The sequence below is a fragment of the Paenibacillus sp. FSL W8-0194 genome (assembly GCF_037969745.1).
GTDB lineage: Bacteria > Bacillota > Bacilli > Paenibacillales > Paenibacillaceae > Paenibacillus_AQ > Paenibacillus_AQ cookii.
In genome coordinates this window covers 3,963,334-3,987,350 of record NZ_CP150205.1, presented here as the reverse complement: position 1 = coordinate 3,987,350, position 24,017 = coordinate 3,963,334, and the positions used below count along the sequence as shown (strand labels likewise).

21 protein-coding genes and 1 pseudogene are annotated in these 24,017 nt (G+C 47.3%); 13 read left to right on the top strand and 9 right to left on the bottom strand.

Annotation, left to right across the window (positions count from 1 at the left end):
- The first annotated feature begins 142 nt into the window (after positions 1-142).
- Both MKY58_RS18170 and MKY58_RS18165 read left to right on the top strand, forming a co-directional pair.
- A complete protein-coding gene (locus MKY58_RS18170; RefSeq protein WP_339321490.1) occupies positions 143-529 on the top strand; it encodes a VOC family protein in 387 nt (128 codons plus the stop codon).
- Positions 504-758, top strand: a complete 255-nt coding sequence (locus tag MKY58_RS18165; RefSeq protein ID WP_339321489.1) for an anthrone oxygenase family protein — start codon at positions 504-506, stop codon at positions 756-758. Before MKY58_RS18170 ends, MKY58_RS18165 begins: the two co-directional genes overlap by 26 nt.
- 260 nt (positions 759-1,018) lie before the next feature.
- On the opposite strand, the gene MKY58_RS18160 is transcribed toward MKY58_RS18165, so the two are convergent.
- The 3 genes from MKY58_RS18160 to MKY58_RS18150 all read right to left on the bottom strand — a co-directional run bounded on the left by MKY58_RS18160 (position 1,019) and on the right by MKY58_RS18150 (position 4,520).
- Positions 1,019-2,473, bottom strand: coding sequence for a serine hydrolase domain-containing protein (locus MKY58_RS18160; RefSeq protein ID WP_339321488.1), 1,455 nt, complete (start codon positions 2,471-2,473; stop codon positions 1,019-1,021).
- 147 nt (positions 2,474-2,620) lie between these two features.
- Positions 2,621-3,301 (bottom strand): response regulator transcription factor, encoded by a 681-nt coding sequence (locus MKY58_RS18155; protein ID WP_339321487.1) that lies wholly within the window; start codon positions 3,299-3,301, stop codon positions 2,621-2,623.
- The gene (locus MKY58_RS18150) at positions 3,276-4,520 is read right to left on the bottom strand and encodes a sensor histidine kinase (protein ID WP_339321486.1); all 1,245 of its coding nucleotides are present in this window, start codon (positions 4,518-4,520) and stop codon (positions 3,276-3,278) included. Before MKY58_RS18150 ends, MKY58_RS18155 begins: the two co-directional genes overlap by 26 nt.
- 533 nt (positions 4,521-5,053) lie before the next feature.
- Here MKY58_RS18150 and MKY58_RS18145 point away from each other — a divergent pair.
- Positions 5,054-6,811 (top strand): beta-galactosidase family protein, encoded by a 1,758-nt coding sequence (locus tag MKY58_RS18145; protein ID WP_339321485.1) that lies wholly within the window; start codon positions 5,054-5,056, stop codon positions 6,809-6,811.
- A 38-nt stretch (positions 6,812-6,849) separates the two neighbouring features.
- Here MKY58_RS18145 and MKY58_RS18140 read toward each other — a convergent pair whose 3' ends face one another.
- The 3 genes and pseudogenes from MKY58_RS18140 to MKY58_RS18130 form a co-directional block, all read right to left on the bottom strand.
- The gene (locus MKY58_RS18140; protein WP_339321484.1) at positions 6,850-7,743 is read right to left on the bottom strand and encodes a cation diffusion facilitator family transporter; all 894 of its coding nucleotides are present in this window, start codon (positions 7,741-7,743) and stop codon (positions 6,850-6,852) included.
- Between the two features lie 262 nt (positions 7,744-8,005).
- Positions 8,006-8,653, bottom strand: a complete 648-nt coding sequence (locus MKY58_RS18135; RefSeq protein WP_339321483.1) for a metal-dependent hydrolase — start codon at positions 8,651-8,653, stop codon at positions 8,006-8,008.
- Between the two features lie 271 nt (positions 8,654-8,924).
- Positions 8,925-9,116, bottom strand: a pseudogene (locus MKY58_RS18130) (helix-turn-helix transcriptional regulator); the annotation flags it as partial.
- Between the two features lie 305 nt (positions 9,117-9,421).
- Between MKY58_RS18130 and MKY58_RS18125 the strand changes: the two are divergent.
- On the top strand, positions 9,422-10,165 hold the full coding sequence (locus MKY58_RS18125; RefSeq protein WP_339321482.1) for a CpsB/CapC family capsule biosynthesis tyrosine phosphatase: 744 nt from the start codon (positions 9,422-9,424) through the stop codon (positions 10,163-10,165).
- A gap of 247 nt (positions 10,166-10,412) precedes the next feature.
- On the opposite strand, the gene MKY58_RS18120 is transcribed toward MKY58_RS18125, so the two are convergent.
- From MKY58_RS18120 to MKY58_RS18110, 3 genes are all read right to left on the bottom strand, one after another.
- Positions 10,413-11,189: an aldolase gene (locus MKY58_RS18120; RefSeq protein ID WP_339321481.1), complete on the bottom strand. Its 777-nt coding sequence runs from the start codon at positions 11,187-11,189 to the stop codon at positions 10,413-10,415.
- Between the two features lie 259 nt (positions 11,190-11,448).
- Positions 11,449-11,577 carry a paeninodin family lasso peptide gene (locus tag MKY58_RS18115; protein WP_339321480.1) on the bottom strand — a complete coding sequence of 43 codons (129 nt, stop codon included), beginning with the start codon at positions 11,575-11,577 and terminating at the stop codon, positions 11,449-11,451.
- A 16-nt stretch (positions 11,578-11,593) separates the two neighbouring features.
- Positions 11,594-13,543, bottom strand: coding sequence for an asparagine synthase-related protein (locus tag MKY58_RS18110; protein ID WP_339321479.1), 1,950 nt, complete (start codon positions 13,541-13,543; stop codon positions 11,594-11,596).
- A gap of 734 nt (positions 13,544-14,277) precedes the next feature.
- Here MKY58_RS18110 and MKY58_RS18105 point away from each other — a divergent pair.
- The 9 genes from MKY58_RS18105 to MKY58_RS18065 all read left to right on the top strand — a co-directional run bounded on the left by MKY58_RS18105 (position 14,278) and on the right by MKY58_RS18065 (position 23,967).
- A complete protein-coding gene (locus tag MKY58_RS18105; RefSeq protein ID WP_339321478.1) occupies positions 14,278-16,239 on the top strand; it encodes a glycosyl hydrolase family 28-related protein in 1,962 nt (653 codons plus the stop codon).
- Positions 16,240-16,503: 264 nt separating this feature from the next.
- The gene (locus MKY58_RS18100) at positions 16,504-17,253 is read left to right on the top strand and encodes a Wzz/FepE/Etk N-terminal domain-containing protein (RefSeq protein WP_339321477.1); all 750 of its coding nucleotides are present in this window, start codon (positions 16,504-16,506) and stop codon (positions 17,251-17,253) included.
- Positions 17,234-17,923 carry a CpsD/CapB family tyrosine-protein kinase gene (locus MKY58_RS18095; RefSeq protein ID WP_339321476.1) on the top strand — a complete coding sequence of 230 codons (690 nt, stop codon included), beginning with the start codon at positions 17,234-17,236 and terminating at the stop codon, positions 17,921-17,923. Before MKY58_RS18100 ends, MKY58_RS18095 begins: the two co-directional genes overlap by 20 nt.
- A gap of 190 nt (positions 17,924-18,113) precedes the next feature.
- Entirely contained in the window at positions 18,114-19,004 is an 891-nt protein-coding gene (gene galU / locus MKY58_RS18090; protein ID WP_339321475.1) for a UTP--glucose-1-phosphate uridylyltransferase GalU, read from the top strand.
- A gap of 12 nt (positions 19,005-19,016) precedes the next feature.
- A complete protein-coding gene (locus tag MKY58_RS18085; protein ID WP_339321474.1) occupies positions 19,017-19,715 on the top strand; it encodes a sugar transferase in 699 nt (232 codons plus the stop codon).
- A gap of 17 nt (positions 19,716-19,732) precedes the next feature.
- The gene (locus MKY58_RS18080; protein ID WP_339321473.1) at positions 19,733-20,662 is read left to right on the top strand and encodes a glycosyltransferase; all 930 of its coding nucleotides are present in this window, start codon (positions 19,733-19,735) and stop codon (positions 20,660-20,662) included.
- Positions 20,641-22,065 carry a hypothetical protein gene (locus tag MKY58_RS18075; protein WP_339321472.1) on the top strand — a complete coding sequence of 475 codons (1,425 nt, stop codon included), beginning with the start codon at positions 20,641-20,643 and terminating at the stop codon, positions 22,063-22,065. Before MKY58_RS18080 ends, MKY58_RS18075 begins: the two co-directional genes overlap by 22 nt.
- 1 nt (position 22,066) lies before the next feature.
- A complete protein-coding gene (locus MKY58_RS18070; RefSeq protein WP_339321471.1) occupies positions 22,067-22,849 on the top strand; it encodes an SGNH/GDSL hydrolase family protein in 783 nt (260 codons plus the stop codon).
- Positions 22,846-23,967: a glycosyltransferase family 4 protein gene (locus tag MKY58_RS18065; RefSeq protein WP_339321470.1), complete on the top strand. Its 1,122-nt coding sequence runs from the start codon at positions 22,846-22,848 to the stop codon at positions 23,965-23,967. Before MKY58_RS18070 ends, MKY58_RS18065 begins: the two co-directional genes overlap by 4 nt.
- The last annotated feature ends 50 nt before the right edge of the window (positions 23,968-24,017 follow it).

Below are 24,017 nucleotides of genomic sequence, written 5' to 3'. Positions count from 1 at the left end.
GAATCACGACAAGTATTGTCACTATAGTACGATATGATGCTAATGAAGTGAAGTCCAAAACAATTGGACCATTCAATTTATAAGGAGATGTTTTACATGTCAATGCGTTCAACCTCGTTTATTATGCTGGATGGGCAAGCTGTTGAAGGCGATTGAGTTTTATCAGGAAGCATTGAACTCGAAATTGCTGTACAAAACGACGTATGGAGAAGGCAAGGGTGCCGATGGTTTGCCTGAAGAAGCGAAAACCCGTATTGCCCATGCCGTGTTGCAAACCGGTGAAAATGATATGATGGTCGCTGATATTTTTCCGGGGCATCCTTATGCAGTTGGTGATCAGGTGAATATTTGCATTACAGCGACGCAACGAAGCGAGATTGAAGACATGTTTAATAAATTTAGTGAAAAAGGGCAAGTGTTGTTCCCGTTGCAAGAAACTGAATTCAGTCCCTGCTTCGGAATCGTAAAAGATCATTTTAACATCACGTTCCAATTCTTTCTGAATGATACAACAAGCAGTTGGAGCTAAAAAGAGCATCAATTCGACGATTATACAATCGTCCTTTATGTGGGTCTTCATGGGCACAACGGTATTAAGTGTCGTATTGAGGATCGCTTCATTTATCAAAATGGGCAGAGCCAGCGCGATATACGTGATTGTTGGAAGCCTGCTCATAATCTTCGGCGTATTTATGGTTACGGCTGTATTCAATGTTCCGCTCAACGATACTTTAGCCGCCGCGATTTCCGGTAGCTAGGGAGGGGACTCAGACATGGCGGGAATATTTGGACAGTTGGGTACGATGGAATCATTTGCGGACGATCGCATCGATTGGGGCGCTCATTTCATTCATATGCGCTATTCGCAGGTGGTAAGCTTGGTTCAATGTTAAGTCATATTCCTTGATGTGCTCCCCTTTAGGCAGGCAGGTGAAATGAAATAGCAGAACCTGTCTGCCAAGGGGAGTTTTTATATGTCCAAACTTACGAGTACTGCGGGATAGAAGAGTTAGCCATCCTATTTTCTATATACGAGCCTAGCGATTGTGTTAATGGTTAGAAGTGTCAGGAAACCGAGCAGAATCATAACCCCGTACAAAGTCGTATTTGGCATCCAGTCGTTAATAAAGCTCCAATCCGCATTGGGGAAAATAAAAGCAGGCAATCGGATCATAAGAACGTAGAGAAACACAAGAACCGATAGGAGAAGAAAGGAGATGAGGACCCGCAGCGGTCGCAACCGGAGAGTTATGCCTCCAGTCCGGATGGCTCTCCAGGTGTTGCCTATAAGCCAAAACATCACTAGGATTAGCAGACCCATGATCAAAATGATCGAAGAAGCAACCTGGTCGATCAAGAGATACATGTCCAAGCTTCCGCCCTTTAACGCGGGCTGTCCCTTCAACAAAGACATGATTCCCTCGCCTATGGTTGTTGTGTAGGTCGAATTCAAATTGGCCAAGACGACAACGCCCGTTTTCTCCTGAGAGTCCATCGCAATAAAAGAAGAGTAATTCTCCAGATTCCCAGCGTGCTGCGTCTGACTGGAAACCGTATCGAATTCCCAGCCGCCGTAATAATGAAAGGGAGTCGCAGCTGTCGGATGAACAACCTCATAGCCGTCGACACGTTCAATTCCTAAGTTGAATCTCAGCCACTTTTCCATGTCTGTCCCGTTCGTAATAATTGAACCCGCAGGGGCTTGGCTTAAACTGTAGGGAACTGAATATGGGCTTGCCCCGAAAAATGAAGCCTTGTATCCCGTTGCCAGATTGTGCGGTAACCGTTGCCCGCGAACGTTCGTATGCTGAAGACCAAGCGGTTTGAAAATATGATCTTTCATGTAGTCCTCATAAGACTGACCCGAGATGTTCTCGATAAGAAGGCCTAAGATGTTAAAGTTCACGTTCGAGTAAGCATACTTTTCGCCAGGAGAGGAGTTCAAGGAGGCGTGTGCCAACTTCATTACACCTTGTTCCAAAGCATCCTTGTCCGAAGAGGCGGGAATATCGATGAATGTCTCCGTGCCAAATCCGCTCGTGTGCTCCATCAATTGATTGAGCGTAATCTCCGCAGGAGCCTGACGGTACCGAACTTGGAACCAAGGAAGATAGAAAGAGACCGCCTTATCTAATTCCAATAGATGTTTATCGGCAAGATGTGTAATCGCCAGTCCCGTAAATGATTTGGACAACGAACCCAGTTGGAATTTCGTGTCCATCGTGACTTTTCGCTTGGACTGCTTATCCGCGTAACCGAATCCTTTGCTCATTACCGTACGGCCGTTTTTGACGACGACTAGAGAGACGCCGGGAATTTTGCCTTTGGCCATATGATCGCGTACCATTTGCTCGATTTGCTGGTTATAACCGTTTACATCACCGCTTTGAAGCCGGGAATCAGCGTAGACATGATTATAGCTTGCAGTTAGTACAACAAAGATGGACAGCAGAATCCAGATGGGTCTGAACAAGTTGAAACGCCTCTTTCCATTTCGTGTTTATCGATCTGGAAATAAGCATAACAAAATCAATAACCGATCGAATCTGTAATCCGATAGAACATGCATGTAAACGAACGTATGCATTTCAATACTTATGGCATAGGACTATGCACAAAGTCATGTTTCAGGTATCGTGATACCGCGTTGCACAGCGAAGATCGCCACTTGCGTCCGATCGCGCAACTCCAGTTTGGAGATGACGTTGGAGACATGATTCTTCACGGTTCCTTCGGTAATGATCAATTCGTCTGCAATTTCTTTATTGTTCAACCCGCGGCCGATTAATCGAAGTACTTCCATCTCTCGAACCGATAATTGCTCGATCAAGGATGAACCGGGATCGTCTCTAATAACGGAATTGCCATTGATTCTGCTCTCGCGCTTCTTCCATTCCTCGAGAATGCGGGCTGTAATGCTCGGTTGCAGCACGGTTCCTCCTGAATGGATGGTGTGAATGGCTCTGACGATCGCTTCCGATGGCATATCCTTTAGAAGATAGCCGTTAGCTCCCTGTTCTAGCGCCCTGACAATAAGCTCGATATCCTCGAACGTCGTCAACACCATCACTTTGACTTCCGGCAAGTGGCTGCGAATCAGTCGCGTACCCTCCACACCATCCACGACTGGCATGCGAATGTCCATCAGAACAATGTCCGGACGCAGCCCCAAGGCCTTCTCGTAAGCTTCTTTGCCGTCTGATGCGGTACCCACCACCTTAATATATGGGTCCAAACTGATGAGGGCGGACAATCCGTCCCGCATTAGACGTTGATCATCGGCAACCAGCACTTGAATCATTCGTTTCGCCTCCATCCATTTTTATCTCATCCAACGGGATTGTAACCCGCACTTCGAATCCTTCTTCGGGACCTGTTACAATCCGCAGAGTTCCACCATGTTCATGGACCCGTTCCTGCATATTTAACAAGCCGAATCCTGGGGAATATTCGGGATTTCCAAGCCCGTTATTGAGGATGCTCACATCAATCCCATGTTCCGCGCAGCGGAGAGTCACCCAAACTTGCGAAGAATCTCCGTGTTTCCGGGCATTGGTCAACGATTCCTGAACAATCCGAATGAGGGTGAGACGCAACGCTTCGGACACATCTGGAAAATGGGGATCCACCTCGACCGAAACTTGCATACCTGTTAACTCCGCGAACTGTCCAGTCAACCTTGTGACCGATTCGGCAAAAGTCAAACCGTTGTCCTCTTCGCGTATAGTACGTACCGAGAGCCTAACCTCGTGTAGTGCCGAGCGAACCAGATCCTCACATTGCTGCAGGCACTCTCGGCTTTTCTCAGCATCGGATGCTTGCAGCTTTCTGGCCAAGTCAAGTTGAATCAGAAGAGCGATCAAATTGTGTCCAACCGTGTCATGGATCTCTCTTGCAATGCGAATCCTTTCTCGGCTGACGGATAACTCTTCTACTTGTAGCGAATACTCAGTCAACTGTCTATACGAGTTCTCCAGTTCCTTATGCAAGCGCATGGTTTCAATCCTCGATTGTTTATAATAACGAATTAAAGATCCGATTAGACCTGCAAATACCACGAACGATCCATTCACAATATAATAGGCGCCTTCAATGTTCCCGTATTGGTGCAGTTGAATCAGAATTAGAATGAGGATATTCACTCCGAAGAATATGTACCAAGCGATCATAACCCACCGGGATTGAACGAACATAAAGAGGAACAAGCTGGATAAACCCATGAACAGCAGATCGGGAGATTCTTCGTTCAGAAAAACATAGGAGTATGAGGTCGTAATGGCAATATCAATGCAGGCTGTTACGATTCTCTTCCATTTATCCTTAACCACCGGATAGAGAAAATGAACAGGAACAAACAGAACGATGCAGCCGATAATGAAGTAGTTCTTCCAAGCAGGAGCCGGAAACTTGATCAATAGATACATTAAGCTAAGCACAAGAAAATAACTTAACCGAATCATCGTTAAAAGAACGTAACTGGGGGGCTCATTGGATTGCTTTTTCTTAGTCAATTCTGTCATGGGCAAGTACCTCGACGTCAATAATAAATATGATGTGAATTATACCATTACATCGTTTCCGCGATCCGTAAGAAAGTCATAGTAGAAGGTACTTCTGGAGATTTGCAGGGCAGAAAGACTAAGTTCATACTCTCTGGCAATCGCTGCCCTTAAGCTTTCAATTTTCATATACCTGGACCATTGATTTTTTAAAATCTGCTGTAAATGGACGTCTGAGTTTTGGCATAGCAGATCCGCTCCTAGTATTATTCTCTTCATTCTACTAGCCCCTATTTTTTCTGTCCAACTAAATGCGAACGATCCTTAACTCATTTCAAACCTGCATATGGCGGGTTGTTCATTGGAGAAGTGTATAACTCGTGCCGCTGTTCATATCCGGAGGCCTGATGCTCGGCGGGGTCAAGGGCTGATTTTTGCGGAAAAATTGTCAAAATAGTTCTCCCATTAGCCCTCATTCTGGCTTATAATAAGCCGGATAGGGCTATTGGCAGGAAAGGCCAAAAAAAGGCACCGAGAGGGAGAGATCGAACGTAATGGCAGAATTCAAGGTTCAAGGAAACGATTTTGTTTATGAAGGGGAACCCCTTCGCATTTTTTCCGGTTCCATCCATTATTTCCGCGTGGTACCTGAATATTGGCGCGACCGGCTGCTGAAGCTGAAAGCCTGCGGTTTTAACACGGTCGAAACGTACGTGGCGTGGAACATCCACGAACCGGAAGAAGGAAAGTTCGTCTTTGACGGATTGGCGGACATCGAAGCGTTCGTCCGGTTAGCCGGCGAATTGGGGCTTCATGTCATCGTGCGTCCAAGCCCGTACATATGCGCCGAATGGGAATTCGGCGGACTTCCTGCCTGGCTGCTGGCCGATTCCTCGATGCGGCTTCGCTGCTTCGACCGCGCGTTCCTGGACAAGGTCGACCGTTATTTCGACGAGCTGCTGCCAAGATTGAAACCGCTTCAATGCACGAACGGCGGCCCGATCATCGCCATGCAGATCGAAAACGAATACGGCAGCTACGGCAATGACAAGCAATATTTGAATTACTTGAAAGAAGGCATGATCAGCCGCGGCATCGACGTGCTACTGTTCACCTCCGACGGCCCGGAAAACCATATGCTTCAAGGCGGCATGGTGGAAGGCGTGCTGGAGACGGTCAACTTCGGTTCCAGAGCAAAGGAGGCGTTCGCGAAGCTGCGCGAATACCAGCCGGAAGGCCCGTTGATGTGCATGGAGTTTTGGAACGGCTGGTTCGACCATTGGACGGAGGAGCATCACACCCGCCCGGCCGAAGACGTGGCGAAAGCGCTCGAAGAGATGCTGGAGGAAGGCGCATCGGTGAACTTTTACATGTTCCATGGCGGCACCAATTTCGGGTTTTACAACGGGGCCAACCACGGCCAGCAGTTCGAGCCGACGGTCACGAGCTACGATTACGATACGCTGCTGAGCGAGTGGGGGGATCCGACGCCGAAGTTTTATGCCGTACGCGAGGTGCTTTCCCGTTACACGGACCTGCCGGAGCTGGAATTGCCTGAGCCGATCCGCAAAAAGGCGTACGGCACCGTGCAGATGACGGAACTGGCTGGATTGTTCGGCCAGCTGGATCGGTTGTCGCAGCCGATCCGCAGGGCGTGTCCGGAGCCGATGGAGAAGGTAGGCCAAAATTACGGCTTTATCCTGTATTCCACGCGGATCAGCGGTCCGCGGCACGGCTTTGAGCTGGTGCTTCAGGACGTGCGCGACCGGGCGCTGGTATTCGCGAACGGCGAATACAAAGGCACGGTGGAACGCTGGAACCCGGCAGGCATTCCGCTTGAAATCCCGGCCGAAGGGCTGCAGCTCGACGTGCTCGTGGAAAACATGGGCCGGGTCAACTACGGCCCGTTGATGAGGGATCCGAAGGGCATCACGGAAGGCATCCGCCTCGGCAACCAGTTCCTGTACGACTGGACGATCCGTCCGCTGCCGCTCAGCGACTTGTCGGCGTTGTCTTTTGCGCCGCTGAAGGAAGAAGGAGCTTCCGTTAAGGGCGGAGCGCCGGCCTTTTACAAGGGAACGTTCGAAGTCGACGACAAGGCGGATACCTTTATCCGTTTGGACGGCTGGACGAAAGGCGTCGTCTATATTAACGGCTTCAATCTCGGACGATACTGGGAAGCGGGACCGCAGAAGGCATTGTACATTCCGGCGCCGCTGCTGAAGACCGGCAGCAACGAGCTTGTCGTTTTCGAGCTTCACGGAACAAGCAATCCGGAAGTCAGCTTGGTGGACGTGCCGGATCTCGGATAATAAACAGGGACTGTCCCGATCTCGGGGCAGTCCCTTTCTTATTCTTCCTCTCCGTCCGCGTACCACGGATTCAAATGCACCATGACGTCCCCGACGTGCTTCATCCGCTTCATGATGCTTTGCTTCACCTCGCGGCTTACGTCATGTCCTTCCTTCACGGTCAATTGATTCGGGACGCTGACCTTCACGTCCACGATAATCGCATTGCCGAGCTCCCGGGCGCGGATGCTGTCCACCCGTTTGACGTTCGGAACCGAATAAATGATCGCGGTCAGCTGTTCCAGCTGCTCGTTAGTGACGTTTTTGTCCATCAAAATGTCGATGGCTTCGCGTCCCATTTTGTAGCCGAGCCGGATGACGAGATAAGAGACGATAATGCCCGCGGCGGAGTCGCCGTATTCCGTATACGCGATATGGTATTTGTCGCCGATCAGCGCGATGCCGATCCCGATCACGGCTGCTGCCGAAGCGTAGACGTCGGCAATATGGTCATAGGCGGTCGCGATCAGGCTGCGGCTGTTTTCCGCTTTTCCGATCCGGATGCAGTACATGTACAGCGCCTGCTTCCACGCCAAGGAAACAAAAGCGGCGACCAGCGATATCCAGCTGGCTGCGGCGGGGGGCGAAAAAAAGGATTCGACGGACTTGTAAACCATCAGCAGCGCCGCCATGATCAAAATGATGGACACCAGTCCGGAAGAAATCGCTTCGGCTTTGCCGTGGCCGTAAGGATGGTCTTCATCGGCCGGTTTCCTGGCGACGAGGGCGGAAGTCAAGGCGGCAACGGTTGCCACGACGTCCCCGGCGTTGTGAATCCCGTCCGCGACGAGAACTTTACTATTAAATACAAGACCCGTGACGATTTTGAGCGCCGTCAGCACCACGTTACTGATCAAGCTGATCCAAACGGCAACAATGGTTTTATTGGCCACCTGCTCTACTCCTTAAGGCAAATTAAAAATCGTTCGACCTCTTACAATATGTACCATTCATAGCGGAGAGCTTCAAGTTAAAAGTATTCTGCATATGAATAAATGTTATTCATTCCGGAAGGAACGGGCTGCCTTTTTTTGGTGAACCACGAAAAAACTCTCCCGGCGCGCATATTCCCTGCATAGGGATGTGCTTTTGGCGCTTGGAGAGCTTTTTGGATCATTTTTGAATGGGGACGCTTGTGCTACTGGCGATGTTTGTTTACGCAATCGGAATTTTGAACGATTTTTTGATGATGGGGTACAGCCACTTCACGCCGCTTGGCGTCAGCGAATCGGCGACCAGATGCGACAGGTATCCGGCGGTGGCCACCAGCATGATGCCTTCCACCTGAAGCTGCTCCTCTAAGCCCGAACCTATGTATGCCCATAGTCCCAGCGCCCAGACCGTGTGCGTTAATCCCCGGTGCTTCAGCCAAGGGGCGACCGCCACGAACAACCCGAATCCGAGAAGCCACGTCATCTGATGGGACAGGCCGATATACGCAAGCGCGCAGCCGATCACGCTGACAAGGATGTTGCGCATGAGTCCGTCTTTAATAATCAGGCCGAGCAAAAACAAGCTAAGCGCCGCGAGCGAATATTCCACGACAAACAGATGTTTCGCGAAATAAAGCCAGATAAGCATGACGATCAGAAGCAGGCCTGACCAGTACAGCATCTCCCGCAGCCACTTGGAAAACTGCCCGATCTTTGAACTGAGCATGCTGGGCCCGTCCAGATCGGGGCTGAGCGCCGACAACGCGGAAACCGCAATATAAAGCGCGGCATGCTGCAGCGTAAAGGGATAATGGGCAGCCGCAGCCGCTCCGATGGCGACGCCGATCGCCATATGCGTTGAACCTTTCATGATGCCTCCTCTGACTGACCACGTGGATATAGGCAAACATATGTTTGCTATCCTATTATACATGCCGGGAGCGAGGCGCGCAAAGGTTCTTTTGATAAAAAAGGAAGTCTTATAGAACAGCTAGTTGTGGATCGATATGTATGTATTCTGTATCCAAGCCTAACCAATGCCAATGTATCAGCTTTAAATTTGTTGCAGGCCGTGCGTTGCGGAGGTTTCATTCTTTCGAATCGGCGGGTTCCGTTCCGGCCGAATCCTTGGGCGACGCCCCCCTTCCCAAAAGGTAATCAATTGAAACCTGAAACAGATCAGCCAGCCGGTCCAACGTTTCATAGTCCGGCTTTCTCCGGTTTTTCTCGTAATGAGACAGCGCCGCTCTGCTGATGCCGATCGAGGCAGATAACTGCTCTTGAGTCCAACCTTTCTGCTCCCGCAACTCTGCGATCCGGTGACCGTTTTTCATTCGTTCCCACCCTCCGTACATGATTCCAAGGCTAATGAAATAATACTTGACGTGATACAAAATGTATCGTAAATTTACAATGACGTCAATAGCTAATAACCATTTTGTAACCATTTTCCTAAGAAAACAGGTTGCTGACCCCTTTATGACACGATGGAATCTTCCTGTTGATGCAATGTTGTGCTGAGGTGAAGGGTTTTCGGCATAACTCTTCCTATTAAGGGCTTTACAAACATAAAATGTTGTCGAGGATTCATTTTTTAGATACATTTAGTATCGAATAAATAAAGACAGGTGTTGAAAATATGATTGATACCCATTGTCATATCCTGCCCGGCATGGATGACGGCCCAAGAAGCATGGATGCCGCCTTGCGCATGGCCGCTTCTGCAGTAAGGGATGGAATTCAAACGATCATTGCCACTCCCCATCATACCGCGAAAAGGTATAATAACACGGCACGAAAAATACAGCGTAGGGTAGGTCTGTTCAATGGCAAGCTGAAGAAACATAACATTCCGCTTAGGATTCTCCCCGGGCAGGAGTACCGTCTAACGGATTCTTTTCGGGCGGAACATCGGGCGAGACGGCTTCAGCCGCTTGCCGGAAGCTCTTATCTGCTCGTCGAACTCCCTTCCCGCATGATCCCCGGCTGTCTTTACGAATTTTTTACCTACATGAAACATCATGGCATCCATCCGGTCATTGCTCATCCTGAAAGGAATCTTGAAATTATCGACAACCCGGATCAAGTACTTGACTGGATTGAGAATTACGGTGTTAGGCTGCAGGTTACAACTCAATCCTTAATCGGCGTTTTTGGCCGGAACGTGCAAGAAACGGCATCCTACCTGTGCCGGAAGCACTGGATTCACTTGGTAGGTAGTGATGCACATAATTTGTCATTGCGGAATTTTCACTTCCAAGAAGGTTATGAAGCAATTAAACAAATGTGTGGTTCTTCTTATTTGAAGATGCTGCAGGAACATGCAGCGAAATTAATTAATGGAAGTACATTGGCCAGCTTGCATCATCACAGTTCGGAATAGAAGGTATCCACAGGGATGATGAAATTACTAGCCCTAATACTTAACTTGGCCCTTGAATGTAAATAGATCAACCACATTTGGATTCTTCCGAAAGTCGTGGATTGGCCTGGGCATAGCCTCGAAGCCGTTGCTCCATGACTTTTGTTTATGAACATGAAGATGACATTACTGCTTTTCTGGCTCTGTTTCGGTGGCTATTGTACCCATCCTTCTCTCCGAACAAGGGGAATACTCAAAAAAACTGCGGTCATTCGCATGAATCTTTAATGGCTTCTAATACAATGTCTGCCAGTTGGTTTACCGTTTGCTCGTGTAATGGGCGGCGAAGTTGGTAAAAGCTGACGTTTGCCGACAGTCGGGTCGTCGTTTCGAAATGCCATGCTGTAAGCCCGCCCTCCGAAAGAAAATAATTACGGTATGTATGTCGATACAAAAGCGACAAACGCTCTAGCTTCTTCGTTACGGCACGAATTTCGGCATGTTGGCAATCCATCTTCACGAGTTCGAATATACCTGCCAAAGGAACGACGTTTTCCGAAAAATAGGAGTGGACAGGAACGGCAAATTTTGATTCACGGTCGAACAATGGACGATATAAATTCGAGTTCATGCCAAAAACATCCAGACTTTCCTGCCACAGCTTTTGTTGCGGATAAGAGGGGGTCACGTAAGGGTTATTGCAGTCATCCAGGGTTAAAGCAATGACATCATCCGTTATCAGCTGATACCCTTGTTGCAGAAATGCGGAAGCAAGCGTTGATTTGCCATGGCCGGAATGGCCGATAAACGCGTAAGCTTTACCATCGATGACAACTGCACTGCCGTGCAAGGGGAGTATTTTTCTTTGGAATAAAATAGCGCCCATACATGTGCCCAGTACATATAATCGAACAATATCGACGTCGGCATGTTGCTCAGGCGAGATGGTGATCGTCGTTCCTTTTTCAACCGAGAATGTGGCCTGATGAGGTATATGAAATACGACCTCATCTTTTCCAACCGAGATTTTCTTGGGTGATTTCATTAGCTCCGTCCGTCTATGCGTCAGATCACCGTACCGAATGGATATATCAGGTGTATCGGATAATGAGCTGGTCTTTCGAAGTTCCGGAAAAGGGATCACGCTTTGAATGGAATACCCGAAGGCGGTATACGCGTCGTTCGTTTTCGTTTGAAACAATGCTTTCACCCCAATACCAATAAATAATTAGGGGGTAACCCATATACCTGTTAAGGTGTTATCGAGTTTCCCCCCCTTGAAAAAACATGCCTTTATGTACTAACTAGGATGTATGATGTACGTGCTCGTCAGGATCGGGTTGTACCGCGTCCGGAGTCGTTTCTCCAGGGCCGGCCATTGTCATATTGATATCCAGAATTTCCAAAGCGGGTGCTGTCCATTCTTTTTTCATTTGTATTCACCTCCTTTCAGAAGTTATTTTCGAGAAATCGGTGCAGAATTAGGCTGCGCATTAATAATTTTATGGACGTCCCGTAGGCTTGATTGATGTCAATGCCTTGGCGAGCTTCTTCTATGGCCTGCTCGAGGACAGGCATGTTTAAGATTTGCTGCATTCGCGGGTCGCGGCGCAAGCGGTTAAGCTCGCCGACGAATTCCGGCCAATCGTCTAACATTCTGTGGATCGAGTCGGCTGCTTGAATGCCTCTTGTTCGTTGATTCAGCCGAATAGAATCAGGTAGCCGGCCTTTCGTAGCCTGGCGAATCAATGCCCGATCCATCCCGTCATGCACGAATTGATCCATCGGAGTTGAAAGGCAGAACCGGATAACCCGGAGGTCATTGGTAGGGTCGTGGCCATATACGGAGTAACGAAGAGAGAGCTTGCATCCAACGGCTCCCGTCGTGCTCCACATATTCACACGGTGAAAATGCTGCTTCCTCGCTTCAAGCGGATCCGAAGGCAAATCGTGCGTCGAACCAATTCGGGTAAATTTGTCATCATGGAGTTTTTCGTAAATGCCGGCTCGTTTTGCAAAATCGGAATTAATTAACTGCGGAATTTTTATTGGAGCCGGGGTTGCTTTCAAGTGCCCGAGTACGGGAAAAGCTTTACGGAAAATGTTGGAATAAACATATCTTCGTCCTAATCCGACATTTTTACTGTACAAACGAACCTCACGCGATAAGCGATGCCAACTGAACTTCCTCATGAGTTTCGTATAATATTCGATCGCAGGCCCCCAAGAGATGCTGTAGTTGCCTCTGGAACCTTGAAGCAAAGTCCCTATGCCTCGTTGCTTGGCTTCCTCATAGATGCCCCTTAACCAGAACGTATTATCGAAAAATTTATAGGGGGTCTCCAGAATATTCAGCCACTCATCGATCTCCGTAAAGGCGTTTCTTCCTTTGAAATCCATGTAATGATCATCGATATTGCCCACAAACTGTACCGTCTGACGAATCAAGGGTCTTTCATCGGCGAGTCTGCGTTTCGGTGTCCAATCCGTAAATCCATCCACAGGCACGTAACTGAACGTGTAAAGTTTGCGGCTGTCTTTTTCCAAAGCTTTGGCGGCGAAGCTTACAACCGATCCGGAGTCTAAGCCTCCGCTAAGATGAGCGCCGATGTTCTGACGGGTCCGTCGGAGTCTTGCGGTCACGGCTTTGTTAAAGACTTCTTGAAAAGCTTCCACGTACTCTTGCGACGAAGCAAGCTTCAGCGGTGTGACTTCGGCAAGACTGTTGTATCTGCGAATGCTTACCTCATTTCCCTTTACTGTAATCGTATGGGACGGAGGCAGCTGTTCAATGTTGTTATAAATTGTCGTTGACAAATCCGGGGGTTCAAAGACACCGGTAATGGCAAGAAATTCAGCCAACCATTGGTCGTTTAGCTCTTTTTTTATGTAAGGTAAAGACAATAAGGGGTTAATCGCTGTGCATAATGATAATTGCTGCTTGTTGCGATGGAAATAGAGCGTACGCGCTCCAGAAAAATCCCTTGCTCCCAGAAGCAACTGTTTTCTCTCATCCCAGAGGATGAATGAAAAGTCACCGACAAGTTTCTCCACCATTTGTTCGGACCATTTCTCATAGGCCTTCAGGAGTATTTCGCTGTCTGTAATGCTTTTCGTATCGTGTTGCGGCACTTGCAATTGCTCCATTAATTCGTCGCGATTATCAATGATGGCATCCGCAGTTATCGCAAGACCCCGGTGCGCATCGTAATAAGGCAATATTTCCTGGGCGGATTGTTCAGTAACCCATTGCGCATGGCACATGAGCATGATGTTTTCCTTCAGCCATACGGCCCTTTGGTTAGCCGGATATTGGTCCATTTCTTCCATCATCAGGCTCCCGTGTTCGGGCAAAGCCGGTTCCCGATTGAAGCCGTAAATAGCGGCGATCGCACTCATTGAATATCTCCCCCATTATGTACCGCCTAGTAAAAATGCACTAAGAATCGTCCCTTTTGGCTATATCATACATTATGTTACGAAATGTATCAACATCTGTTTTAAAAATCAATATTATTTCTACGGGCTCTTCGATTTTTTTAGGAACTGCCAGGGATTCCGGCAAAATAGAAATGCGAGCAAGACACCGATGGTATCGATGAAAACATCATAAATTCGTCCGCCGCGAAAAAAATACAACTGCAAAATTTCGGTTACAGCCGCATAGAGAACCGAGAAATAAAAAGCGGTCCGGTATTTGCCGAACTTGGACCCCAGGAGCGCCATTACGAAAAATCCCAACATGTGCCCGGCTTTTCGTTGAAGCCACTCCGTGTCCGACCATTGATAATCCGACTTCAAGAGATCCAGCCAGTCGGGTGCAGGATTGATTTGAAAATCGATGAACTGATATTTGATCAGCATATGGAAATTGACGGAGCAAGTGAAGATAAAAAGAATGCAGGCCCATATTAGTGTTAGAAATATTCGCATACGCATAGATTCTCCTTTTATGCTCGGAATCTGTTTTGCTTCAAATGACTGCAACTAGATACATTTTGTATCTTTAGAATTATATTGCAGTTATCCAATGGTTTCAATATTTGAATTGGATTTATTTTCAAACGTACTGGGAATTTGTACTGAACATTTATTGAAATGGATGATTACTATAGCGATAAGGAGGGGATTGCATGACTGATCCGAGCACGCATTTCATGAAGATGAGGAAGTGGCTGGCAAATGAGGCGGTATTACCCGAAGAATTAAGCGCTAATTTTGATCATTTAGATGAAGAAATGGGAAGCCGCGGCATCAACGTCAAATGGTTTGGCGCCGTTGGAGATGGCGTGACGGATGATACCGAAGCTTTCAAAGCGGCAATGGCTATGAGCAATAAGCGGTACAAAATATTTATCCCTGCAGGAAATTATCGGATCAGGCAAACGATCGAAAATAACAGCCGAGGCATTTTTGGTGTCGGTCCATACGTGGACGGCGGGCAATCAGGTACCCGGATCATTTGGGATCCCATGGATAAAGCAACGGACTTGCTCCCTTGCATAAGGATAAGAGAGGCTGGGATAAAAGCTGTATTCGAGGATTTCTCCATTCAAGGAATTGTGAGCTATAATTCGAAAAATCTTGCGACCTGGATCAATAAGAGCCTATTCGAACAAGACTTATATGACATGTTTCAAGTTGGAGCGGCTGCAATTGAGATCGCCGGCACAGCCACTCCAATATTCAGGAATATCATTACGTCTCAGGTAAAGGTCGGTCAGCTGCTTAATAGCACGAGCGGGCATGTATCATCGTATGATTGTACATGGAGCGGAATGATTGGCGTGTATTGTCGCATTAATTCTGGCGATTATTATTACCAAGGCGGCGGCATATCAGGAGCATTTGCTGGAATAATGATGGGTACCATGCTAACAGCCGATCATCGCGGAGGCTTCGGAGCATTCCTTCTTAGGACTCATCTTGGGTTTTCCCCGTATGCAATCTATCAATGCATAGACGGCGGACTGGAGGATTATAATAAAGCCCCCTCCGTTCTTGGATTAAGCGGCTTATACATGAATACTCAGTTTGAGCAATGCGGGGAAGCAGCCATAAAATTGCTGCCAAAATCCTCCACGCACAATTTAAGAATGTTCGGATTCGGTTTTTCGTGGTCAACGACACAGCACACCAATAATCCAACCGCTTGGGAATATGCGCTGCCGGACGATCTGAAGCATCCGTATGAAAAACAACGTTATGCAGTCTGGTTCGGAACTATTACGGCTCCGGCCGTATTCCATGATGATCTGGGCAAATTGAAAAAATCAACCGCAGTAGGAGCGCTTGGCACAGCTTATATTGATACATTGACAGGCGACAAGGAGTCCGATCTTTCCGGGCTGTCCGTAGCCGATACGGTGATCCGGAGAAAGCTGACGCCGCTATATACTTCCGTTGATTTGCAGGCGCGCATGCAAGAAAGAGAGCATAGGGCGCTTATGCCCGTCTCTGCTCCAAATCTTCTTCAAAATCCCGAGATCCTGTCAAACTGGACGGTTAGTAACGGAACCATCAGCCTAGTTACGGCGGATCAGGTCCCGGTGCCTATCTCCAACGAGATGAAGCAGGTCATCGGCAATAATCCGGTCATATTAAAAGTAACACCTGATGGGACCAATTCTCCAAGCGTTAGAATAAAATTCAATGGTCGATCCCTGCCACTCAAGGGGGATGCAAATCGAAATTTGGCCATGCAATATTTTATATTGGAAACCGAATTTGCGAACACATCGTTTTATGCGTCGATCGGACGGATTTCAGCGCAGAATGGGGAATATATTTTTAATGACACTGCTACTTGGAAAGAGAAGGGCTGGAAGCATCTTCGCGGAAGAGAACTGGCAAGCAAAACAGGTTTGTTATATGAATTCAGCATCGGATTTATTCCGCCGAAAGGCGAAACTTATATTGCCGGGGTCATGGTAACGTGGGATCATATCGGTTCGTATTCCCCTTATCCTCACCACTACGTCCCCGGCCCGTTCGAAATCGGCGGGCACGGGCTGATACTAACCGATTCCGTTACAGGCGCCAGATATCAAGTATCCATCGTCAAAGGTCAGCTGCAGATTCTTCCGGTATCGTGAGATGTCATTCTACATGGACATAATGCATAAAAAAGGTTCATTTGTTGGTTGTACAACAAGTGAACCTTTTTTAATGATGGCCATTGCCTATGCATCAAGCAAAGCGTCATCCGTATAGGCGATAGGAAAAATATAATCTTGACATGATACAAATTGTATCTTAGAGTATGGGATGTGAATATACATATTGTATCATTTTGGGTTGAGAGCATCAAATGCGGTGGATTTTATTCCACACATTATTAATCGGAGGGTTGCGAAAGAATGGAACTCAAACAATATTTTAGGATCATTCAAAAAAAATGGTGGCTGATCATGGTCATTGTGGTGGTTGCGATTGCTGCGGCTTGCGTCAAGAGCTTTTACTTCACGACGCCGATTTATGCGGCAAATGCGAAGCTGATTGTTAATCAGAAGGGATCAGCAGACGGCAGCCTGAATACGGGAACGATACAAACCAGCATTTTTCTTATTAATTCTTATAAAGAAATTATCAAATCATCCGCGATCATGGATAAGGTGGTACAGAAATTCCCCGATTTAAAGGCTACTGCCGGTGAAATGTCGGCCGGCATTTCAGTCATAACCGCGAATAACTCCCAAGTCATGAACTTGGTATATAAGGATACATCCTACGCAAAGGCAGCCGCAATCGTAAATGCTGTATCCAAAGTGTTTAAGGATGAAATCCCCCACATTATGAACGTGGATAATATCACGATTCTTAGCATGGCGGATACGAAGGCATCGCCTGCTCCGATTAATCTCAATCCGTTGATGAACATTTTGATCAGCTTTGCTGTTTCCCTGATGTTGGGCGTCGGACTCGTGTTTCTGCTTAATTATCTCGACGATACATTGAGAACGGAAGCCGAAATCGTTGAAATTCTCAATTTGCCCGTTCTTACGGCCGTCGGCGAGATCACCAAAGGAGATTTGAAGGCGACGAAGAAGGCGGCAGCAGTACACAATTCAAAAGTAGGTGAAAGCAAGTATGCGGCGCTCAATCAATGACCGAAGTTTAATCGTATCTGTGAATCCAACGTCAACGATCTCCGAAGTATACCGTTTGCTTCGAACAAAAATCCACTACTTGTCCAAAGACCATGAATCCAAACTGATTATGGTTACCTCCGCGCTGGCAGGCGAAGGAAAAACCACAACGATTTGCAACTTGGCAACCACTTATGCTCTTGAAGGCAAGAAGGTGTTGCTCATTGATGCGGATTTGCGTAAACCATCCCTGCATCGAATATTCTCTCTGCCGAATAATCACGGATTAAGCACGTTATTATCAGGCGGTACGAGTGCTCATTCTGCAATCCAGGAAACCATGGTTGGTTATTTATCGTTGCTTCCTTCCGGACCCGTACCTATGAATCCGTCGGAGCTTATTGATTCCACAGCTATGCGGGAACTGCTTGAGAGTCTGAAGCAGGATTATGACGTGATTCTAATTGATACGCCTCCCGTACTTGCTGTCACAGACCCTGTTATAACCAGTACGTTATGTGATGGTGTGGTTATGGTGGTGGCCACGGGCAGGGTTAAAAAGGATCATTTGCGAAAGGCCAAGGAACAGCTGGAGCATGTGAATGCACGAATGTTGGGCATTGTGCTCAATCGAATGAATCGGGAAGACCAACAAATATTTTATATGGATGACTACGGTACAAAGGGTTAACGACTGATCATGAAAATAGGTAATGTCTACTGAACCTCTATCACTGTAGGCACTCGGTCACACTGTGGGTCACTTGCGCGACCTTAGACATGATTGTCGGGGGTGTGATGTGAGGCGGGGTTAAATGCCCCCTAAATTAACAGGATATATCTTGTATTAAAGAATAACTAATGATTGGTAGAGGATGAAGATGAGAAAAGTAAAAAAAGCGATCATTCCTGCAGCTGGCCTTGGAACCCGGTTTTTGCCAGCCACGAAAGCCATGCCTAAAGAAATGCTTCCGATCGTGGATAAGCCTACGATTCAATATATTGTGGAAGAAGCCGTGGCTTCGGGTATTGAGGATATCATTATCGTAACGGGCAAAGGCAAGAGGTCCATTGAAGATCATTTTGACCATGCATTTGAACTGGAGAATAATTTGTTCAGCAAAGGGAAGTTCGATTTGCTTGATGAAGTACGCCGTTCCTCGAATGTAGATATTCATTACATACGTCAGAAGGAACCGAAAGGGCTTGGGCACGCGGTATGGTGCGCCAGAAATTTTATCGGAAACGAACCGTTCGCCGTTTTACTAGGGGATGACATTGTACAATCCCGGACGCCCTGCATTAGGCAGCTGGCAGAACAGTTTGAGCAGGTACAGAAATCCGTCATAGGCGTGCAAATGGTCCCGCATGACCAAACGCAACGTTACGGAATCGTGTCCGTGCTGGGAAAATCAGGACAATTATACGAAGTGAACTACGTTGTGGAAAAACCATCCGAAGGTGAAGCTCCGTCAAATTTGGCAATCATGGGCAGATACATACTGACCCCTGAAATTTTTTATTTTTTGGAGCAGCTGGAGGAAGGAACCGGCGGGGAAATCCAATTGACCGACGCCATTCAGCAGCTGAATGAAAGTCAAGGCGTGTATGCGTATGATTTTGAAGGAACGCGGTACGACGTGGGCGAAAAGCTGGGATTTATCATGACGACTTTGGACTTTGCCCTTCAAAACAGGGAGCTGCGAACGCCCCTTTTGCAAGGAATGGAGAAGATTCTTGAAAGAGAGCATTTAGGCAAAATAAATCGCTGAGGTGAATGATTCATGTACCCCAATCCGCAAAGGAACGAAACGGATGTTTGGTTTAAGGGGGAGTCCAGTTATGCAGGCGAAATAGCTCTGGAAGCAGATCCTAAAATCATTTACATGGGAACTAAGCGCTTGCTGGACTTTATGTTAGCATTGATCGGACTTATGGTCTTATCCCCATTCTTACTAATCATATCGATCCTTATTAAGCTGGATGACCCGAAAGCGTCCGTTTTGTTTTACCAGACACGCATCGGAAAGGGAGGAAAGCCTTTTCGAATGTTTAAATTCCGCTCGATGGTGTCGAACGCGGAAGAAATGTTGGAGGAACTATTGGATCAAAATGAGGTCAGCGGTGCGATGTTTAAGATGAAGAATGATCCACGAGTGACCAGAATCGGAAAATGGATTCGAAAGACAAGTATTGACGAACTTCCCCAACTATGGAATGTGATTCGGGGCGATATGTCGTTAGTAGGTCCAAGGCCGGCATTGCCCCGGGAAGTCGAACTCTATAGCAACTTGGATAAGCTTCGATTGAAAGTAAGCCCGGGATGTACGGGCTTATGGCAGGTGAGTGGTCGGAGCAACCTCAGTTTTGACCAGATGATCGCATTGGACTTGGAATATATTGAACGTAGAGGTCTCTGGTTAGACGTAAAACTCATATTCCGGACGATCAAAATCATGATTTTTCCAAATTCGGCCTACTAATGGAGCGTGTTTAAATCATGAAATTATCAATAAGTGTGGTTATACCTACTTATAACAGAGTGGATACGCTCGTGAACTGCATTGAAGGCATACGCAGGCAGGCCCGGTTTCCCGACGAAATAGTGATCGTCGTTAGAAATTCGGATCATGCTACGCTGCATTACCTGTCTTCGCTTGACTTGAACGTGCTTAAAGTTGCTTTGGTTGAACGAGGCGGCATGATTGCCGCGCTCAACGCGGGGATCTTGAATAGCACAGGCGCGATCGTAGCGCTTACTGACGATGATACGGTCCCGCATCCCGATTGGCTGCTGAACATGGAACGACATTACATAAAAAGACCTGACGTTGGCGGCGTTGGCGGAAGGGATATTGTCCATCATGGAGGGAAACCGGTTCCGCCCCAAAAACGCCAGGTAGGAATGATTAGGCCTTATGGGCGCATTATCGGCAATCATCATATTGGTATGGGGGACGTTCGCGAAGTGGATATCCTCAAGGGAGCCAATATGAGCTTTAGGAGAGAGGCAATACGAGGGCTGACTTTCGACGAGAAGCTGAAGGGGACAGGGGCACAAATTCATAATGAGCTGGAATTCAGCCAGGCTGTCAAGAAGAAAGGCTGGAAACTTCTTTATGATCCTAATGTACTCGTGGACCATTTTCCGGCCGTGAGATTCGATGAAGACCAACGTCACAGTTTCAACGAAACAGCTTTTTTTAATGCTGCACATAATGAAACCTATGCGATGCTCAAACATATGAGGTTTATGAACCGAATCATGTTTTTGATCTGGGTGGTGGCGGTAGGAAGCAAGTCTTCGCCTGGAGTGGTCCAGGGCATGCGGATGCTTCCAAGTCAAAAGGGCATGGCTTTGAAAAAAGTAGCGCTGGCATTTAAAGGCAGATGGGGTGGCTGGAAAACATGGAAAGGGTCTTTGGAATAAATGTGGGGCTGAAAGCCGTTTCCCGCATCTTTTCGGGTACGATAAGGACTGGTGGATTTGTCGCGCTCGGGGCAGCAATTGGATATGCGGGTTCGGTTGATTCCCTGCATATGAAACTGTTAGAGACGGCATTTCTGCTGCTCGGCTTGTTGCTTGGTCTGCATATGTATTTTAAAAGCCCCCACAATCTTATCCCCTATACGCTCATGATCTGGACGGTCAGCCCGGAAGCAAGGCGCTTTTTGGACTGGACCTTTAAAACGTATAACGATACGTCGATGATCATGCTGACGCCGTATTGCGTCAGTCTGATTTTGCTTATCCCCATCCTTAAACATTTTAAACAGATGGATTCTCGAGTCAGATTGATATTGAATATTATTGGGGCAGCGTTGATCTACGGGTTTCTTCTCGGGTTTCTGAAATATGGCCTATCTTCCGTGTATGAATTGCTGAGCTTGCTCGTCCCATTCCTGGTATTCGTCTATGTTCATATCAGCAAATTCGATCGTACGGTTTGGGATCGGTGGTTACGAAGTTACGCTTGCCTTGCTGTCCTCGTCGGCTCATATGGGATATACCAATATCTGGTCCTCCCGCCATGGGATTACTTTTGGATGGTCCATGCAGAGATGAATTCGGTCGGTCTTCCGGAGCCTCAAAAATTCAGGCTGTTTTCTTTCCTGAATTCTCCCGGACCAGCCGGATTGTTCCTCGGATTCGCTCTTTCGATCATGATTGTACAGAAGAAATGGAGAGTGCTTGGTATTGTAGGCATCATGATTGTAGGGTTTGCATTGTTGCTTACATTGGTTCGGGTAAGCTGGATTTGCAGCATCATTATGATCCTGGGATACTTTGCTCGTTCCCATTTAAAGAGTAAGGTCAAATTGCTAGCCCTGAGTGTGTTCATGATTTTGGCGTATGTCTTTGTTCTTCCGGCATTGCCCGGCGCAAACGAGGTATCTTCTCGCATAAGTACATTCGAGTCACTGGAGGAAGACCATTCATTCAATGAACGATTGGTATTTGCTAGGAATATCGTTTCGGATGTCATTTCACATCCGCTCGGGCGAGGAATAGGCAGTTCGGGGCTCGGAGTTAAGCTGACGCAAAGTTCCGACACCTTAAAGGTTTTTGATAACGGGTATTTGAATTTATTTTATTTATTCGGCTTACCATTAGGGCTTGGCGTGATCTTCATGTTAATCTATATTTTTTTTCTTCTATTTAAAATCAGTAAAAAGGAGAAAATTTACGCCCCTATATCATTTGCAGCCATCAGCGCTACGTTATTTCTTCTGTTGGGCAGCAATGTGCTCAGCGGGTTATCGGGGTACATTCTAATGCTCGTGATTTCGTTTGCTTTTTCGCATACGATTCCAAAGCGGAGGGACACGTAACATGCAAATCGTTTTTATAGGAGATTCCATTACCGAAGGGCTGGGCGTCATAAGATCTAAAACAAATTATGCCAATCTGCTGCAAGCCCAACTCAAAGCCCAGGTAGCCCAGCCCGTGCATATCGTCAACTTCGGTTCCAGTGCGATGCAGGTCAGCGAGTCCAGGGAAAGGCATGAGCAGCGCATCTTGGAAATGCAGCCGGACATCGTTGTATTTGCTCATGGGATCACCGAAGCGATCCCTCGTGTGCAGAAAAAGCATTTGAAATGGATGCCTAAGCGTTGGAGAAGACCGGGCTGGATGGATCCCAGACCTTATTATTCGACCCGTACGTTCCGGAGGGTCATGGAAAAGGTTGAATCGGGTGCTCGCTGGCGCGCCAAGGTTGCGCTCATTCAAATGTTTGGTGGCAAGCCGTGGATGAGTTTAGAGGAATTCAGAATGCACACGACAGAATTTGTCCAGAATGTGCTGAACCATAACAGGAACACCTACATTATTTTGCTCGCGACAAGCGATATTGAGGACAAATATTTCCCGGGGGCATCGGAGTCCATTCGAATGTACCGGCAAGTGTTTCATGAAATTTGCAATGATCCTCAATCCGCGAATCGGGTACTGGTATGCGATGCCGCTCAGAACTTGCACAAGTGGAACGACTATCTGGAAGACCGGTTTCACCCTAACGGTTTGGGGCACGACAAAATAGCAAGGGCGCTATTGAACACGATATTGGGGCACTCGCTGGGAGGTCGCATGGCGAAGAAAGAGGTAAGCCTATGAGAATCTGTTTTGTCACGCATAAGGTAATCAAGGGAGATGGACAAGGACGGGTCAACTATGAAGTGATGGTTGAAGCGATTAGGCAAGGGCATGAGATCACGGTTATATCTGCGGAGCTCTCGGACGAACTGCGGAATCATGGCCAAGTCAAATGGATCCGAATCAATATGAGAAAAATTCCTACATTATTATTGCGATATCAGGCTTTTGCGTTACTGTCCGCAATTTGGTTATGGAGTCACCGCAAACATATCGATCTGACCGTGGTCAACGGTTTTATTACCTATGCACGGTCGGATATCAACTGTATACATTTCGTCCACAGCGCGTGGGTCAAATCGAAATATCATCCATTCCGTGAAAGGAAAAACCTGAAAACCTTGTACCAATATATATATAACAGATTAAACGCATCCTTGGAGCGTTTTGCCATGAAACGCACCAAACATATTATTTCCGTATCGGAGCAGGTCAAACGGGAATTGGCAGGAGACGCCAAAATAGAACCCTCACGGATCTCTGTCATTACCAATGGCGTAGATTTGGATGAATTTTATCCGAGGTCGATGAGCCGGAAGGATTATCAATTGGATGAAAACAAGGTTTATGCTTTGTTTGCGGGAGACTTAAGGTCTTCCAGAAAAAATCTGGATACAGTCCTTCATGCTTTGGTTAAGGTGGAGAATATACACCTACTGGTGCTTGGCTATACGGAGAAGAGCAGTTATCCGAAATTAGCCGAAACGTTAGGCCTAAGCGATCGTGTTCATTTCCTGGGCTACAGAAAGAATGTTGCCGAACTGATGTCCCTGGTCGATTTATTTATTTTTCCATCAAGATACGAACCCTTTTCGCTCGTAGTATTGGAGGCCATGGCATCGGGACTGCCGGTAATCACGAGCAGTAAATGCGGCGCTGTGGAGCTGTTGTCGGAGGATTCGGCGGTCGTCATGGAAGACCCTGACGATACCGAAGGGCTGGTTCATATCTTAAATGAGTTGTTATTCAACAAAGAGAGGCTGAAAATAATGTCCAAAAGGGCCAGGGAAGTTGCCCGGAAACACACTTGGGGCAGCATGGCTGAAAAATACTTAAGGTTAATCCACTCTACAAGATGATGAGGATCCTTGCAAAAACCTGAGGAAATGTATTCATAAACGATCATGAA